Consider the following 13,310-nt stretch of genomic DNA (forward strand, 5'->3'; position numbering starts at 1 on the left):
TGCCTCTCCTAGACTAGAAGCACCAGCCGGCTGTGCAGTAGATGCGGATTCCGCATCCTGTGGCGCTCGGCCTCGAGGAGAACCCCATGACCCGCTATATCGACGTTCACGACATGCAAGCCCTGGTGCACCTGCACGGACTGGCTCCCATGATGTCGGAGATGGCCCAGACCATCCGTGAAGACTTTTTGCGCTGGGACGATTTTGACAAATCCCCCCGCACCGCCAACCACAGCACAAACGGCGTGATTGAGCTGATGCCGGTCTCTGACAACGCGCTCTACGCGTTCAAGTACGTGAACGGCCACCCCAAGAACCCTTTGCAAGGACTGTCTACCGTGATGGCCTTTGGCGTGCTGGCAGATGTGGCTACCGGTTACCCCGAACTGCTGAGCGAGCTCACCATCGCCACCGCGCTGCGCACCGCCGCTACTTCCGCCATGGCGGCCAAGGTCTTGGCCCGTCCGGACAGCCAAACCATGGCTCTGATCGGCAATGGCTCTCAAAGCGAATTCCAGGCTATTGCCTTTATGACGCAGCTGGGCATTACGACGTTGCGCGTGTTTGATGTGGATGCCAAAGCCACCGACAAGCTGGTCGCCAACCTGCGCCCTTACATCGATGCGGGCAAGCTGCACATCGTGCGTTGCGCTTCCACCCGGGAGGCCGTGCGCGGCGCCGACATCGTCACCACCGTCACGGCGGACAAGACCAATGCCACCATCCTGAGCGCCGACATGATCGAACCGGGCATGCACCTCAACGCCGTCGGAGGAGATTGCCCCGGCAAGACCGAATTGGAAGCAGCCATCCTGAACCGCGCCAAAGTGTTTGTAGAGTTTGAACCCCAGACCCGTGTGGAAGGCGAGCTGCAGCAGATGCCTGCTGAGTTTGAGACCCATCCACTCTGGATGGTGCTGGCCGGCACAGCGGTAGGGCGCGACAACGCCGCGCAAGTGACCTTGTTTGATTCGGTGGGTTTTGCGCTGGAAGACCTGTCGGCCCTGCGCTATGTGCATGCCTTGTCCCAGAAGCTGGGCGTGGGCAGCACGGTGCAGCTAGTGCCGGAGATGGCGGACCCCAAGGACCTGTTTGCCTGCGCCACGGCGGCCCGTCCTGTTTTGCGCAAAGCAGCATGAACGATCAAGTCCTGCACATCATCGGCGCGGCCGTCGGTGAAGGGGCCAGTGATGGCGGTTGCAAATGGGGCGCTGCTGCGCTCAAAGAGCACGGCATGGCGAGGGCGCTTGCGGCCACCGGGCGTACGGTGACCTGGGGCGACACCATTAGCGCGCAGCCTATGCGGGCCACCAGCCGGTTGCATGCGATTGAGGTATTTTCGGACCACCTGTCCATGGCCGTGCAGCAAGTTCTGCGACAGGGCCAACAGCCGCTGGTCGTGGGTGGCGACCACTCATGCGCCGTCGGCACCTGGAGTGCGGTGGCAGACCATTTGCGCCCGCAAGGCGCTTTGGGGCTGATCTGGATCGATGCCCACTTGGATGCTCACACGCCGGATACCTCAGACACCCAGGCCCCGCATGGCATGCCCTTGGCAGCACTGTTGGGTCATGGTGCGCCGGGCATGACCGGGCTTTTCGGTTGGAGTGGAAAACTGCGTCCGGAGCATGTGGCCATCATTGGTGCCCGCAGTTATGAGCCCGCCGAGCAGGCACTGCTGGCGCGCTTGGGCGTGCGGGTGATGTACATGCCGGAAGTACTGGAGCGCGGATTCGCCGCTTGCTTTGCCGAGGCGCAGGCCATTGCGCAAAGCGGCACCGCGGGCTGGGGCATCAGTTTTGATCTCGATGGCCTAGACCCGCGGGACGCCCCGGGCACCGGCACACCGGTGGAGCAGGGCATTCGCTTGGCGGATGCTTTGGCTGTGCTCGTGGGTTGCCAGCAGCAAGCCGGCTTTGTGGCCATGGAACTCACGGAGTACAACCCTTTGCGCGACTTTGGTGGCCGCACCGCCCAGGCTGCTACCGATCTGGTGTGCGCCGTCTTGGCGCCCGAGCGGGCGACTATGGAACTGGCAGCTTGAACCGCCGGTGAAGCGTGGGGGCCTTAAACTCGTGCCCCTATGCAACTCGCGGCGAATCAACTCAGCAACCACCTGCAGCGCGGGTTTAAGAGCCTGTACACGGTGCATGGCGATGAGCCTTTGCTGCAGCAGGAAGCGCTGGACGCCATTCGTGCCCACGCCCGCACGTTGGGCTATACCGAGCGGACCTCGCACACGGTCGCTGGGGCCCACTTTGACTGGAGCGAGGTGCTGGCCGCGGGTGGCTCCCTGAGTTTGTTTGCAGATAAACAGATTGTCGAAATCCGCATTCCCAGTGGCAAACCCGGCAAGGATGGCAGCGTCGCTTTGCAGCAGCTGGCCGAGGGTTCGCAGGGCAATGATTCCACCTTGACCATCGTGCTCCTGCCCCGGCTGGACAAGATGACAAAATCCGGCGCCTGGTTTTCTGCGCTGGAGAGCTATGGCATCACCATCCAGGTGGACCCGGTGGAGCGCAACGCCTTGCCGCAATGGATTGCACAGCGTCTGGGTGCGCAGGGCCAACGGGTGGCGGCCGGAGAAGAGGGGCAGCGCACTTTGCAGTTTTTTGCGGATCGGGTGGAAGGCAACCTGTTGGCCGCGCACCAGGAAATCCAGAAGTTGGGTTTGCTGTTCCCCGCCGATGCCCATGACGGCGTGCTGAGCCTGGAGCAGGTGGAAAGTGCCGTGCTCAATGTGGCGCGTTACGACGTGTTCAAGTTGTCAGAAGCGGTGCTCGCCGGCCAGGCCGGGCGCGTGCAACGCATGCTCGATGGTTTGCAGGCCGAGGGAGAAGCCGAAGTGCTGGTGCACTACACCCTGGCCGAAGACATCCGCGCCCTCAAGCGTGTCAAAGACGCCATGGGCCAAGGCCGCCCTCTGCCGATGGCGTTGCGCGAAAACCGTATCTGGGGCGCCAAAGAGCGACTGTTTGAACGGGTGTTGCCCAAGTTGTCCGAGCGCACCTTGGCGGAGCTGTTGCAGTCCGCCCATGTGGTGGACGGCATTGTCAAAGGCCTGAAGCAGCCGGACTGGCCCAGCTCAGGCTGGCAGGCGCTGCACCGGCTTGCCTTGCAGGTGTGTGCACTATGCGCCGGGCAAACCAAGGCGGCACCCGCAGGCGGTCCACGCCGCTAAGGGACCGATCGGAGACGCATGTGACTGATGCCACCCCTGCCCAGCGGCACGTGCAGCGCCATAACCAGATCTCCATTCGCCTGCACTACCGGCTTGATGCCGATTGGCACCGCTTGGAGGCCCAGCAGTGGAATGAGCGTGGATTCTGTTTTTTCCATACCCATGCGCTGCAGGCCGGCCCGGTCGCCTTCAAACGCAGCCTGCAGCACTTCGAGGGCGAGATCGTCTGGACACGCACTTGTCAGGACAAAGCGCAAGTGACGGAGATGCTCCTCAACGAGGCCATCCATCGCCAGGCAGACCGCTTGTCTTCCCAGCCCGACATGCAGCAACGCTTGCTACGGCTGATGCGCGTGCAGGGCATGGTGGACGCCAAGCAGCGGGTGTTGGCCTCCCTCGGGGGAATGCCGGAAGACTCCAAGTGGCAGCAACAAATTCAGCAGCGCATGCAAGAAGCGCTGTTTCAATCCGGAGTGCGTGTGGCCTCCCCCGTGTGGTCCTCAGTGGTGACCGATGCTCTGGCCTTAGGCGGTGTGGTGCAGGATCTGGAGCGATGGTCTGGCACCTTGGGTGGCAGTTGAGTTGCTTTCAACCAGCGTCATCGTTCAATGACGGCGCCGCGTGCGTTCTATCGCTGATGGCGGCCGATGAAGGAAAGTGGACGGTTCGCTCAATCCACAGTTTGAACCGGATGGATTCACTCGACTGAGCCTTGGATAGCCATTGGAGCAAGGCATCTGCACGAATATGCATGCTCTTTCCATCGGAGCCTGAACTGGTGCGTTCCGGCTCAATGCGTCCCAAGGTGGCGTCTTTGGGCAGGTGTGGCAATACTCGGCGAATGTCTTTGACCTTGAGCCACCGGTGTCCTTCTTCGTCCTCTTCGATGGAGATCGGGATGCTTTTGTACGCGTAGTGCCGCCCTTGAACACTCGCATAGGCATGCGCCCGCATGGCCCTGTAGCCCCCGGTAAACCCGTCGATCAACACACGCGAGAGGAGCGCGCCCGACAGGGGAGCGGCAAGCACAATGCCAAGAAGCCCGGCCAGGTACCCACCCACGACAAGGCTACCTATCGCGAGGGCTATGCAGAGGGCCGCTGATTTCATCGTGTTGGCATGGAGCGTTGATGAATTCTAGAGAAAGCGATTGGAAATGCCCCGCGCCCGGACATCTGCGAAAATCACGGCATGAACGCGACCAACACCACCGAATACACCCTGGCCCTCGGTTCTCAAGCAAAAGTGGCATCCGCGCTGATGGCACGTGCGCCGGCAGCTATGAAAAACAGAGCGCTTCGACGCTTGGCCGAGCTGCTGCGCGAGAACACCCAAGCCCTGCAGGTGGACAACGCCAAGGATATTGAGCGGGCCGTGGCCAATGGCCTGTCTGCCCCGATGGTGGATCGCCTCAAGCTCACGCCCAAAGTGCTGGAAACCTGCGCAGAAGGCTGCGAGCAACTCGCCGCCATGGCGGATGTGATCGGCGAAATCATCGGCATGAAGCAGCAGCCCAGCGGCATTCGCGTGGGCCAGATGCGCGTGCCGATCGGCGTGTACGGCATGATTTTCGAGAGCCGCCCGAATGTGACCATTGAGGCTGCCAGCCTGTCCATCAAAAGTGGCAATGCCTGCATCTTGCGAGGTGGTTCGGAAGCCATTGACTCCAACAAGGCGCTGGCCAAGCTGGTGCAGCAGGCGCTGCTAGAGAGCGGTTTGCCCTCTGACGCCGTGCAGCTCGTGCAAACCACTGACCGCGAGGTGGTGGGGCAGTTGATTGCCATGCCGCAGTTTGTGGATGTGATCATCCCCCGCGGTGGCAAAGGCCTGATCGAACGCATCAGCCGCGATGCCAAGGTGCCAGTCATCAAGCACCTGGACGGCAACTGCCACACCTATGTGGACGACCCTTGCGATATCGCCATGGCCGTCAAGGTGGCGGACAACGCCAAGACCAACAAATACAGCCCCTGCAATGCGACTGAGGGTCTGCTGGTGGCACGAGGTGTGGCCGCTGAGTTCCTGCCCTTGATCGGCAAGGTCTACGCGGACAAGGGCGTGGAGATGCGCTGCGACGCGGAAGGACGCACCATCCTCGCAACTGTGGCGGGCGCCAAGGTGAATGATGCAACCGAGCAGGACTGGTACGAGGAGTACCTCGCCCCCATCGTTAGCGTGAAAGTGGTGGCTGGTGTGGATGAGGCCATTGCCCACATCAACCGCTACGGCAGCCACCATACCGACGCCATCCTCACTACCAACCACGTACACGCCCAGCGCTTCTTGCGCGAGGTGGATTCCGCCAGCGTCATGGTGAATGCCAGCACCCGTTTTGCTGATGGCTTTGAATACGGGCTGGGCGCGGAGATCGGCATCAGCACCGACAAATTTCATGCACGTGGTCCGGTGGGTATTGAGGGGCTCACCTCTCTGAAGTACGTGGTTCTGGGTGAGGGTGAAGTGCGGAAGTGAAGTGGGAGCTAGCCTTCTACTTCCTCTACTGACAAACCCTAAACGTGGATTTTTTCCTTGTTTTAACGATTTTCCGGGTGTAACTTAGGCGACGAGCAAGACGCTTTAATAAAACATGCGCCTGACGAGCGCTGTTGGAACCGGAAAGTTAAAAACGTGAGCATCTCGCTTCTCTCCAAACTGGAGAAAATTACCGCTACCCGTGACTTCGTCGCTATCGAACACAGCTTGCTGAGGGCCATAGGCTCCACCGTTCATGTCGAGGATCTGTCCTTGTGGACGCTGGATGCGAACCATGAGGTCACCAAAGCGCTTCACTACTACCGGCAGATTGAAGTCCTCGCGGGCAGTATGGGGCGGGACACCGAGCAGGTGGATACCGTTTACGCCAACATAGAGGTCCCTGCCGACGTGCGCAGCTTGGCACAGACGGTAGTACTCAGCCTCAAGCCTGCTGCCCGAAAAACGGAGACCGGCGGTCTGCAGATGTTCCCCCTCATTGGCTCACACGGCCTGAGTGGCTTGATCAGCATGCGCCTGAGTCAGCCTATGGGTGAGCATGACCAGGAGCTGATCAACGGCATATTGCGGGTTTATTCCAACTACCACGCCCTTTTGGACGAAAGCCAGCGGGACCGGCTGACCGGCCTCTACAACCGCCATGCCATGGACCTGAACATCGACCGGATGTGGTCGGTGCTGGGCCGGGAGTCCACGCAATCGGATGCCCGGCGCAACAGCGTGGTGCAGATGTATGCCTTGGCGGTGATTGATATTGATCACTTCAAAAAGGTCAACGACCAGTACGGACACATCCTTGGGGATGAGATTCTGCTATTGGTGTCCCGACTGATTTCCAGCTGCTTTCGCAAAAGCGATCCGGTCTACCGGTATGGCGGCGAAGAGTTTCTGGTGGTGGCCGGTGCGGAGTCGCCGCAGGCCATGCACACCCTGTTTGAGCGGGTGCGCAGCAAGGTGGAGGGACATTACTTCCCGCAAGTTGAAAGCGTGACGGTGAGCGTGGGCTACGCCATCATTGATCCCGCCCTGTCCCCTTCGGAAAACATCGGCCGGGCTGACCGGGCTTTGTACTGCGCCAAAGAAATGGGGCGCAATCAGGTGCAATCGTTCAGCGATTTGTTACAACGGGGACTGATCAAAGACATGCGCTACGGATCCACAGAGCTTTTTTAGGGTTGACGGGCGCTTGCAAAAACCTTGGGCAACCCCAAGTAACAAGGCGCTTCTAGAATGAAGCCCGACCTCCCACAAAGAAAGCCCACAGCGCATGGTTCCGCATCTCATCACTGCCCTGACAGGCCCCATCAATGAATTGGAGCAGCGGGTGCTGGACTCCATGCCGGCCATTGAGCGCTGGTTCCGCCTCGAATGGATGGAACACACCCCCCCGTTTTATACGGCCGTGGATGTGCGCAATGCCGGTTTCAAGCTGGCGCCGGTAGACACCAACTTTTTCCCCGGCGGCTGGAACAACCTCACTCCTGCCATGCTGCCACTGGCCGTGCAAGCGGCCCAAGCAGCGATTGAAAAAATCTGCCCCGAAGCCCGCAACCTGCTGATCGTTCCCGAGAACAACAGCCGTAGCACCTTTTATTTGATGAATCTGGCGCAGTTGCGCCGGATATTCAATATGGCCGGTCTGAATGTGCGCATAGGCTCCATCAGCCCCGACATCAAGAAAAGCACCACCATCGAGCTGCCCGACGGGGAGTCCATCACCCTGGAGCCGGTGGTGCGGACCAAAGGCCGCTTGGGTCTCAAAGATTTCGATCCCTGCACCATTCTGCTGAACAACGACCTGCGTGCCGGTGTGCCCGGCATTCTGGAAGACCTGCACGAACAGTATTTGTTGCCGCCCCTGCATGCCAGCTGGACTACGCGCCGCAAGAGCACTCACTTCCGTTGCTATGAGGAAGTGGCCAAGCGCTTCGGCAAACTGATCGGCGTAGACCATTGGCTGATTACGCCCATGTTTGAGAAGTACGGCGTGGCGGACTTGCGAACCCCTGAGGGGCTGGCTGCATTGGCCAGCCGCATCGACGGCATGCTGACCAAGGTCAAGAAGAAGTACAAGGAATACGGCATCAAGGAAAAGCCCTTTCTCGTCATCAAAGCGGACAACCGCACCAGCGGAAACACCATTTTGTCGGTGCGGGACACCAAGGACCTGGAAGCCAAGCTGCGCAAAATGGGTGCGGGCGTGGAAGATGCGCCCGATCCTTTGGAGCTGATTCTTCAGGAAGGTGTGCTCACCAACGAGCGGGTTAACGACGCGGTGGCTGAGCCGGTGGTGTATTTGATGGACCGGTATGTGGTGGGCGGTTTTTACCGCATGCATGCCGAGCGCGGGGTGGATGAGAACCTCAGTGCACCGGGCTCTAGCTATGTGCCATTGGCTTTCGCGGAGAGTACGCACTTACCTCAGCCGGGTGTGCGCCCCGGTGCAAGTGCCCCTAACCGGTTTTATATGTACGGCGTGATCGGCCGCTTGGCCATGTTGGCAGCCAGTTATGAACTGGAAGCCACCGACCCGGACGCAGAACGCTACGACTGAGTGCCGTCAAGCCCTGTGACAGGCAGGGCATGGGTCCAGTTGTTGCGCTGCAACAAGAGCGCGAAAACCCTGCGATTAGAGAATTAGCCCCTTGCAGCCATCTTTGCGGGGAGCAAAATAGCGGTCCCTCAAGGAACGGAACCCGGCGTCCATCGCAGGCCGGGTGTTTTTGTGTCTGCATCCAAATCGTCTCTCACGGCACTTACGCTCGGTGCCATCGGCGTTGTATACGGCGACATCGGCACCAGCGTGCTGTACGCACTGAAAGAGGTCTTCGGCTCCGGTCATGTGCCTTTTACGGAAGCCAATGTTTACGGCATCCTCTCGATCTTCTTCTGGACCCTGACGGTCATCGTCTCTATCAAATACGTGGTGCTGGTGCTGCGCGCCGACAACCATGGTGAGGGCGGACTGGTGGCCATGCTGGCTTTGGCGTCGCAATCTGTCAAAGACAAGCCCCGCTTGCGCCGGGGATTGCTCCTCATCGGCATCTTCGGGACCTGCCTGTTTTATGGGGATGGAGTCATTACCCCAGCTATCTCGGTGTTGTCCGCGGTCGAAGGTCTGGAAGTGATTTCTCCGGGCTTCAAGCGCTTCGTGATTCCCCTCACCTTGGTCATTTTGTTCTGCCTGTTTGCGGTGCAAAAGCGCGGCACCGCAGGGATCGGCAAGTTTTTCGGGCCGATCACGGTGGTTTGGTTTGTTGCGATCGCCGTGTTGGGTGTGAGCCATATCGTCGATCAACCACGCATTCTGTGGGCCATCAGTCCCTTTTATGCCCTGGACTTCATTTGGAACAACCCGGGAACCACTTTCATCATTCTGGGCGCCGTGGTGTTGTGTGTGACGGGCGGCGAAGCGCTGTATGCCGACATGGGCCACTTCGGCAAGAAGCCCATCCGCATTGCCTGGTTCAGTGTGGTCATGCCCGCCTTGACCCTGAACTACTTTGGCCAAGGTGCGCTTCTGTTGGACCACCCTGAGGCCGTCAAGAACCCTTTCTATCTGATGGCTCCTGACTGGGCATTGTTGCCTTTGGTCGGACTGGCCACCATGGCCACCGTCATCGCATCCCAAGCCCTGATTTCCGGTGCCTTCTCGGTCACCAAACAGGTCATTCAGTTGGGCTATCTGCCGCGTTTGCAGGTCACCCACACCAGCGTCAAAGACACCGGCCAGATTTATTTGCCCTTCGTGAACTGGGGGCTGTTCGTGGCGATTGTGTTGGCGGTGGTGATGTTCAAGTCTTCCAGCAACCTGGCAGCGGCTTACGGCATCGCGGTCTGCACCGACATGCTGATCACCACCATCCTGACGTTCTACGTCATTCGATATGGCTGGAAGTACCCCCTGTGGCTGTGCATTGCCGCCACTGGCTTCTTTTTCGTGGTGGACTTTGCGTTCTGGGCATCCAACATGTTCAAGCTGTTTGACGGTGGCTGGTTCCCATTGGCCATCGGTGGCGCGATCTTCACGTTGATGATGACCTGGAAGGACGGCCGCCGTTTGCTGAATGAAAAGCTGCGTGCCGACTCTCTGGATCTGGAAAGCTTTTTGGAAGCGGTGTTTGTCAGCCCGCCGGCCCGGGTCGAGGGAACGGCGGTGTTCCTGACGGCGGACAAGGGCAGCGTGCCCAATGCACTGCTGCACAACCTCAAGCACAACAAGGTGCTGCACACCAACAACTTGTTTGTGACGGTGCGCAACCATGAGGTGCCTTGGATCGGGCTCGACAAGCGTTTGCAGATCGAGTCTTTGGGTCACGACTGCTGGCAGGTCACTATCAACTACGGCTTCAAGAACGACCCGGATGTGCCCAAGGCGCTGGAGCAGATGCGCGGCCGGGGTTGCGCACTGGATGCCATGTCGACCAGCTACTTCCTGTCGCGTGACACCGTGGTGCCCACCCTGGGTGAAGGTATGGCTCCGTGGCGCGAAAAGCTGTTTGCGCAGATGCACCACAACGCCAGCGCAGCGGCCGACTTCCTCAACCTGCCCAATAACTCGGTAGTGGAGCTGGGCTCCAAGATCGAGATTTAGAAAGTAGTGCCCCCACGCTCCGCCACTGCGCGGGGCGCTGCCCGCATCGCTGACAATGCGGGCATGCGATTTTTCAAAGACCTGAGTCTCTCGGCTTTCACCGCCGGATTTGTGGCAGTGCTGGTGGGCTTTACCAGCTCAGTGGCGATCGTCTTCCAAGCGGCGCTGGCCTTGGGCGCAACGCCTGAGATGGTCGCTTCCTGGATGTGGGCGTTGGGCATCGGCATGGGGCTGTGCTCTTTGCTCCCGTCTTTGTGGTGGAAGAAGCCGGTCATGGTTGCCTGGAGTACGCCGGGCGCAGCCGTACTGGCCACCGCCGCCACCGCAGGCGGTTTCAACATGGCCGATGGTGTGGGTGCTTTCATGTTGTGTGCCGTACTCATCACGGTGGCCGGTGCTACTGGCTGGTTTGAACGGGTGATGAACCGCATCCCCCTGGCGCTGGCCTCCGCCTTGCTCGCCGGTGTGCTGGCCCGCTTCGGCCTGCAAGGCTTTGCCGCAGCGCAAACGGCCTTGCCCTTGGTGGCTCTGATGTTCGCGACCTACTTGCTGGGCAAGCGTTTTTTGCCCCGCTATGCAGTTCCGCTCACTTTGTTGCTTGCTATTATTTATGTAGCTGCTCGCGCACAGTTCACGGGCGCTACCATTCATTTTGGCTTGACGATGCCAGTGTTCGTGGCCCCGGCCTTTTCACTGGCAGCGTTTATCAGCATGTCCTTGCCGCTGTTTGTGGTGACCATGGCCTCCCAGAACTTGCCCGGCGTGGCTGCCATCCAGGCTGCCGGTTTTGCCGACCGCCATGCACAGGGTGGTGACGCAGGCATTCCCATCTCCAAAGTCATCACCTTGACTGGCTTAATGACGCTGGTGCTGGCACCGTTCGGAGCCTTCGCTTTGAATCTGAGTGCCATTACGGCGGCCATCTGCATGGGGCCGGAAGCCCACGCGAATCCTGCGCGCCGCTATACGGCAGCAGCTTCATGCGGAGCCATTTATGTGGTGATTGGTCTTTTTGGCGCCGCAATCACCGGCATATTGACTGCCTTCCCCAAAGAACTGGTGGCTGCGATTGCCGGTTTGGCCCTGCTGGGCACCATTGGCGGCGCCATGCACGCCGCCCTGCAGGACGAGCGCAATCGCGAAGCCGCCCTCATTACTTTTCTGGTCACGCTCAGCGGAGTGGTAATAGCCGGCGTCGGCTCAGCCTTTTGGGGCGTGGTGGCAGGGGTGTTGGCGCTTTTGGTGCAACATGTAGCCCGCGCTCCGCAAGCCAAGAACTGATTGACTGATCGAGCGACAGCAGGGCTTTGCCCGACACCCCATTTTGCAGAAAGACACCATGCACATTCTTTTCGTCGCCGACCCGCTGGAGTCGTTCAAGATCTACAAGGACACCACCTTCTCCATGATGCGTGAGGCTCAGAAGCGAGGCCACCGCATCAGCGCCTGCGAACCCAAGGACATCATGTGGCAGCGCGGCGGTGTAGTGACCGCCTATGTGCGCGACATCACGCTCACCGGTGCCCCGGATGTGTGGTTTACCTCCGCCCAGAGCAAACCCGATGAGCGGCCCCAGGCGCTGAAGGACTTCGACTGCGTGGTCATGCGCAAGGACCCGCCTTTTGACAGCGAGTTTTTTTACGCAACTCACCTGCTGGAGCAGGCAGAGCGCGAAGGGGCCAAGGTTTTCAACAAACCCCGTGCGCTGCGCGACCATCCTGAAAAATTGGCGATTTTGGAGTTTCCCCAGTTCATCGGCCCCACCCTGGTGACCCGGGATGCGGATGATGTGCGACGCTTTCACGCGGAACACCGCGACATCATCTTGAAGCCCTTGGATGGCATGGGCGGCATGGGCATCTTCCGGGTGAAGGAAGATGGTCTGAACTTGGGCGGCATCATCGAGACACTCAACGAGGATGGGGCTCAGACCTTGATGGTGCAAAAGTTCTTGCCGGCCATCAGTGAAGGCGACAAGCGGGTGCTGGTGATTGGCGGTAAGCCCGTTCCGTTCTGTCTGGCGCGCATTCCGCAGGGTGGCGAGGTGCGTGGCAACCTGGCTGCGGGCGGCAAGGGTGTGGCGCAGCCGATCACCGACAGTGACCGTGCGATTGCAGAAGCCTTGGGGCCCATTCTCGCTGCACGCGGCTTGCTGCTGGTGGGCCTGGACATCATCGGCGACAGCCTCACTGAGATCAACGTCACCAGCCCGACCTGCTTCCAGGAAATCACGGACCAGACCGGTTTTGATGTCCCTTCCATGTTCCTAGACGCCTTGGAAGCGGCACAGGCAGCGGCCTGAGCCTGCAGAACCCGCAGGAGCGAACCGGGGCATCGGGCACTTCTTCACAGTTCGTGACTTTTTAGTGCTCCGGATTGATCTTGCCCCGTTGCATTCACCGGTGCAGCACGCAGAATCACTTCTACATGGTCCGCAGCCACGATTGGCACTGCGGCATGACAACTGGAGATGTATTCCTATGAAGTATCAAACAACCCTTCTTGCGGCTGGTCTGTTGTTGGCCGGTGTCGCCAACGCTCAGGTACTGGGCACCATCACTGCGTCCAGCACGAACGTCAAGGTGGGCGAGCCTGTCACCATCACGGCCAACATCGATGTCATCAAATCGAATTACTGCGGATTCGTCGTGGACTTCGGTGATGGCACGTTCAAGGATGCCGTGAGTGATATGAACACCCCCGTACCATTGGTCATCACCCGCACCTTTGACAAGCCCGGTTCTTACCATGTGACTTTGGGCGGGAAGAATGTGCAGAACCACCCCAATTGCGGCGGCCCGGAGCGTGCAGTTGATATTTCGGTGACGGGTACGGCTAAAGCCGCAGCCCCCGCCAAACCGGGCGATGTTTGTGAGAAGCCCTGGAAGCTGTCCGGCAAACCCAATGCCAAAACCGGTGCATTCACTTGTGCGGCCAAGCCCGGCACCGCACTGCCTGCAGCCAAGCCTGTCTGCAGTGGCGATCTGAGCTACTTCGAAAACACCAAGAAGGGCCAATACGGCTGCAAGCCCTGAAGCCCGT

The 13,310-nt window shown here is 59.8% G+C and carries 12 protein-coding genes; 11 read left to right on the forward strand and 1 reads right to left on the reverse strand.

The features are described 5' to 3' along the window. Positions 1 to 86 precede the first annotated feature (86 nt). The 4 genes from ocd to ACOAP0_RS11640 are packed head-to-tail and all read left to right on the forward strand — an operon-like array spanning position 87 to position 3,762. Positions 87 to 1,139, forward strand: a complete 1,053-nt coding sequence (gene ocd / locus ACOAP0_RS11625) for an ornithine cyclodeaminase (RefSeq protein WP_498376526.1) — start codon at positions 87 to 89, stop codon at positions 1,137 to 1,139. Continuing rightward, entirely contained in the window at positions 1,136 to 2,044 is a 909-nt protein-coding gene (locus ACOAP0_RS11630) for an arginase (protein ID WP_498376527.1), read from the forward strand. The genes ocd and ACOAP0_RS11630 overlap by 4 nt, the downstream gene beginning before the upstream one ends. 39 nt (positions 2,045 to 2,083) lie before the next feature. Beyond that, positions 2,084 to 3,181 (forward strand): DNA polymerase III subunit delta, encoded by a 1,098-nt coding sequence (gene holA / locus ACOAP0_RS11635; RefSeq protein ID WP_498376528.1) that lies wholly within the window; start codon positions 2,084 to 2,086, stop codon positions 3,179 to 3,181. 20 nt (positions 3,182 to 3,201) lie between these two features. Then, on the forward strand, positions 3,202 to 3,762 hold the full coding sequence (locus tag ACOAP0_RS11640; protein WP_498376529.1) for a hypothetical protein: 561 nt from the start codon (positions 3,202 to 3,204) through the stop codon (positions 3,760 to 3,762). A gap of 7 nt (positions 3,763 to 3,769) precedes the next feature. Here the strand turns inward: ACOAP0_RS11640 and ACOAP0_RS11645 are convergent, their stop codons facing one another. After that, on the reverse strand, positions 3,770 to 4,291 hold the full coding sequence (locus tag ACOAP0_RS11645; RefSeq protein WP_498376530.1) for a hypothetical protein: 522 nt from the start codon (positions 4,289 to 4,291) through the stop codon (positions 3,770 to 3,772). A gap of 81 nt (positions 4,292 to 4,372) precedes the next feature. Between ACOAP0_RS11645 and ACOAP0_RS11650 the strand changes: the two genes are divergently transcribed. The 7 genes from ACOAP0_RS11650 to ACOAP0_RS11680 all read left to right on the forward strand — a co-directional run bounded on the left by ACOAP0_RS11650 (position 4,373) and on the right by ACOAP0_RS11680 (position 13,303). Further along, the gene (locus tag ACOAP0_RS11650) at positions 4,373 to 5,653 is read left to right on the forward strand and encodes a glutamate-5-semialdehyde dehydrogenase (RefSeq protein WP_498376531.1); all 1,281 of its coding nucleotides are present in this window, start codon (positions 4,373 to 4,375) and stop codon (positions 5,651 to 5,653) included. A 156-nt stretch (positions 5,654 to 5,809) separates the two neighbouring features. Next, a complete protein-coding gene (locus ACOAP0_RS11655) occupies positions 5,810 to 6,847 on the forward strand; it encodes a GGDEF domain-containing protein (RefSeq protein WP_087496023.1) in 1,038 nt (345 codons plus the stop codon). Between the two features lie 94 nt (positions 6,848 to 6,941). Then, positions 6,942 to 8,228, forward strand: a complete 1,287-nt coding sequence (gene gshA / locus ACOAP0_RS11660) for a glutamate--cysteine ligase (protein WP_087496024.1) — start codon at positions 6,942 to 6,944, stop codon at positions 8,226 to 8,228. A gap of 171 nt (positions 8,229 to 8,399) precedes the next feature. Continuing rightward, positions 8,400 to 10,268 (forward strand): potassium transporter Kup, encoded by a 1,869-nt coding sequence (locus ACOAP0_RS11665; RefSeq protein ID WP_087496025.1) that lies wholly within the window; start codon positions 8,400 to 8,402, stop codon positions 10,266 to 10,268. Between the two features lie 63 nt (positions 10,269 to 10,331). Continuing rightward, positions 10,332 to 11,549, forward strand: a complete 1,218-nt coding sequence (locus ACOAP0_RS11670) for a benzoate/H(+) symporter BenE family transporter (protein ID WP_498376532.1) — start codon at positions 10,332 to 10,334, stop codon at positions 11,547 to 11,549. A 58-nt stretch (positions 11,550 to 11,607) separates the two neighbouring features. Next, positions 11,608 to 12,570 (forward strand): glutathione synthase, encoded by a 963-nt coding sequence (gene gshB, locus ACOAP0_RS11675; protein WP_498376533.1) that lies wholly within the window; start codon positions 11,608 to 11,610, stop codon positions 12,568 to 12,570. Positions 12,571 to 12,748: 178 nt separating this feature from the next. Beyond that, on the forward strand, positions 12,749 to 13,303 hold the full coding sequence (locus ACOAP0_RS11680; protein WP_498376534.1) for a PKD domain-containing protein: 555 nt from the start codon (positions 12,749 to 12,751) through the stop codon (positions 13,301 to 13,303). The last annotated feature ends 7 nt before the right edge of the window (positions 13,304 to 13,310 follow it).

It is taken from the genome of Curvibacter sp. Hmag1.1 (assembly GCF_059769165.1).

Excerpts from the sequence above, each read along its gene's own strand:
- ocd (WP_498376526.1), top strand. The coding sequence starts at position 87 with ATGACCCGCTATATCGACGTTCACGACATGCAAGCCCTGGTGCACCTG.
- ACOAP0_RS11630 (WP_498376527.1), top strand. The coding sequence starts at position 1,136 with ATGAACGATCAAGTCCTGCACATCATCGGCGCGGCCGTCGGTGAAGGG.
- holA (WP_498376528.1), top strand. The coding sequence starts at position 2,084 with ATGCAACTCGCGGCGAATCAACTCAGCAACCACCTGCAGCGCGGGTTT.
- ACOAP0_RS11645 (WP_498376530.1), bottom strand. The coding sequence starts at position 4,291 with ATGAAATCAGCGGCCCTCTGCATAGCCCTCGCGATAGGTAGCCTTGTC.
- ACOAP0_RS11650 (WP_498376531.1), top strand. The coding sequence starts at position 4,373 with ATGAACGCGACCAACACCACCGAATACACCCTGGCCCTCGGTTCTCAA.
- gshA (WP_087496024.1), top strand. The coding sequence starts at position 6,942 with ATGGTTCCGCATCTCATCACTGCCCTGACAGGCCCCATCAATGAATTG.
- ACOAP0_RS11670 (WP_498376532.1), top strand. The coding sequence starts at position 10,332 with ATGCGATTTTTCAAAGACCTGAGTCTCTCGGCTTTCACCGCCGGATTT.
- gshB (WP_498376533.1), top strand. The coding sequence starts at position 11,608 with ATGCACATTCTTTTCGTCGCCGACCCGCTGGAGTCGTTCAAGATCTAC.
- ACOAP0_RS11680 (WP_498376534.1), top strand. The coding sequence starts at position 12,749 with ATGAAGTATCAAACAACCCTTCTTGCGGCTGGTCTGTTGTTGGCCGGT.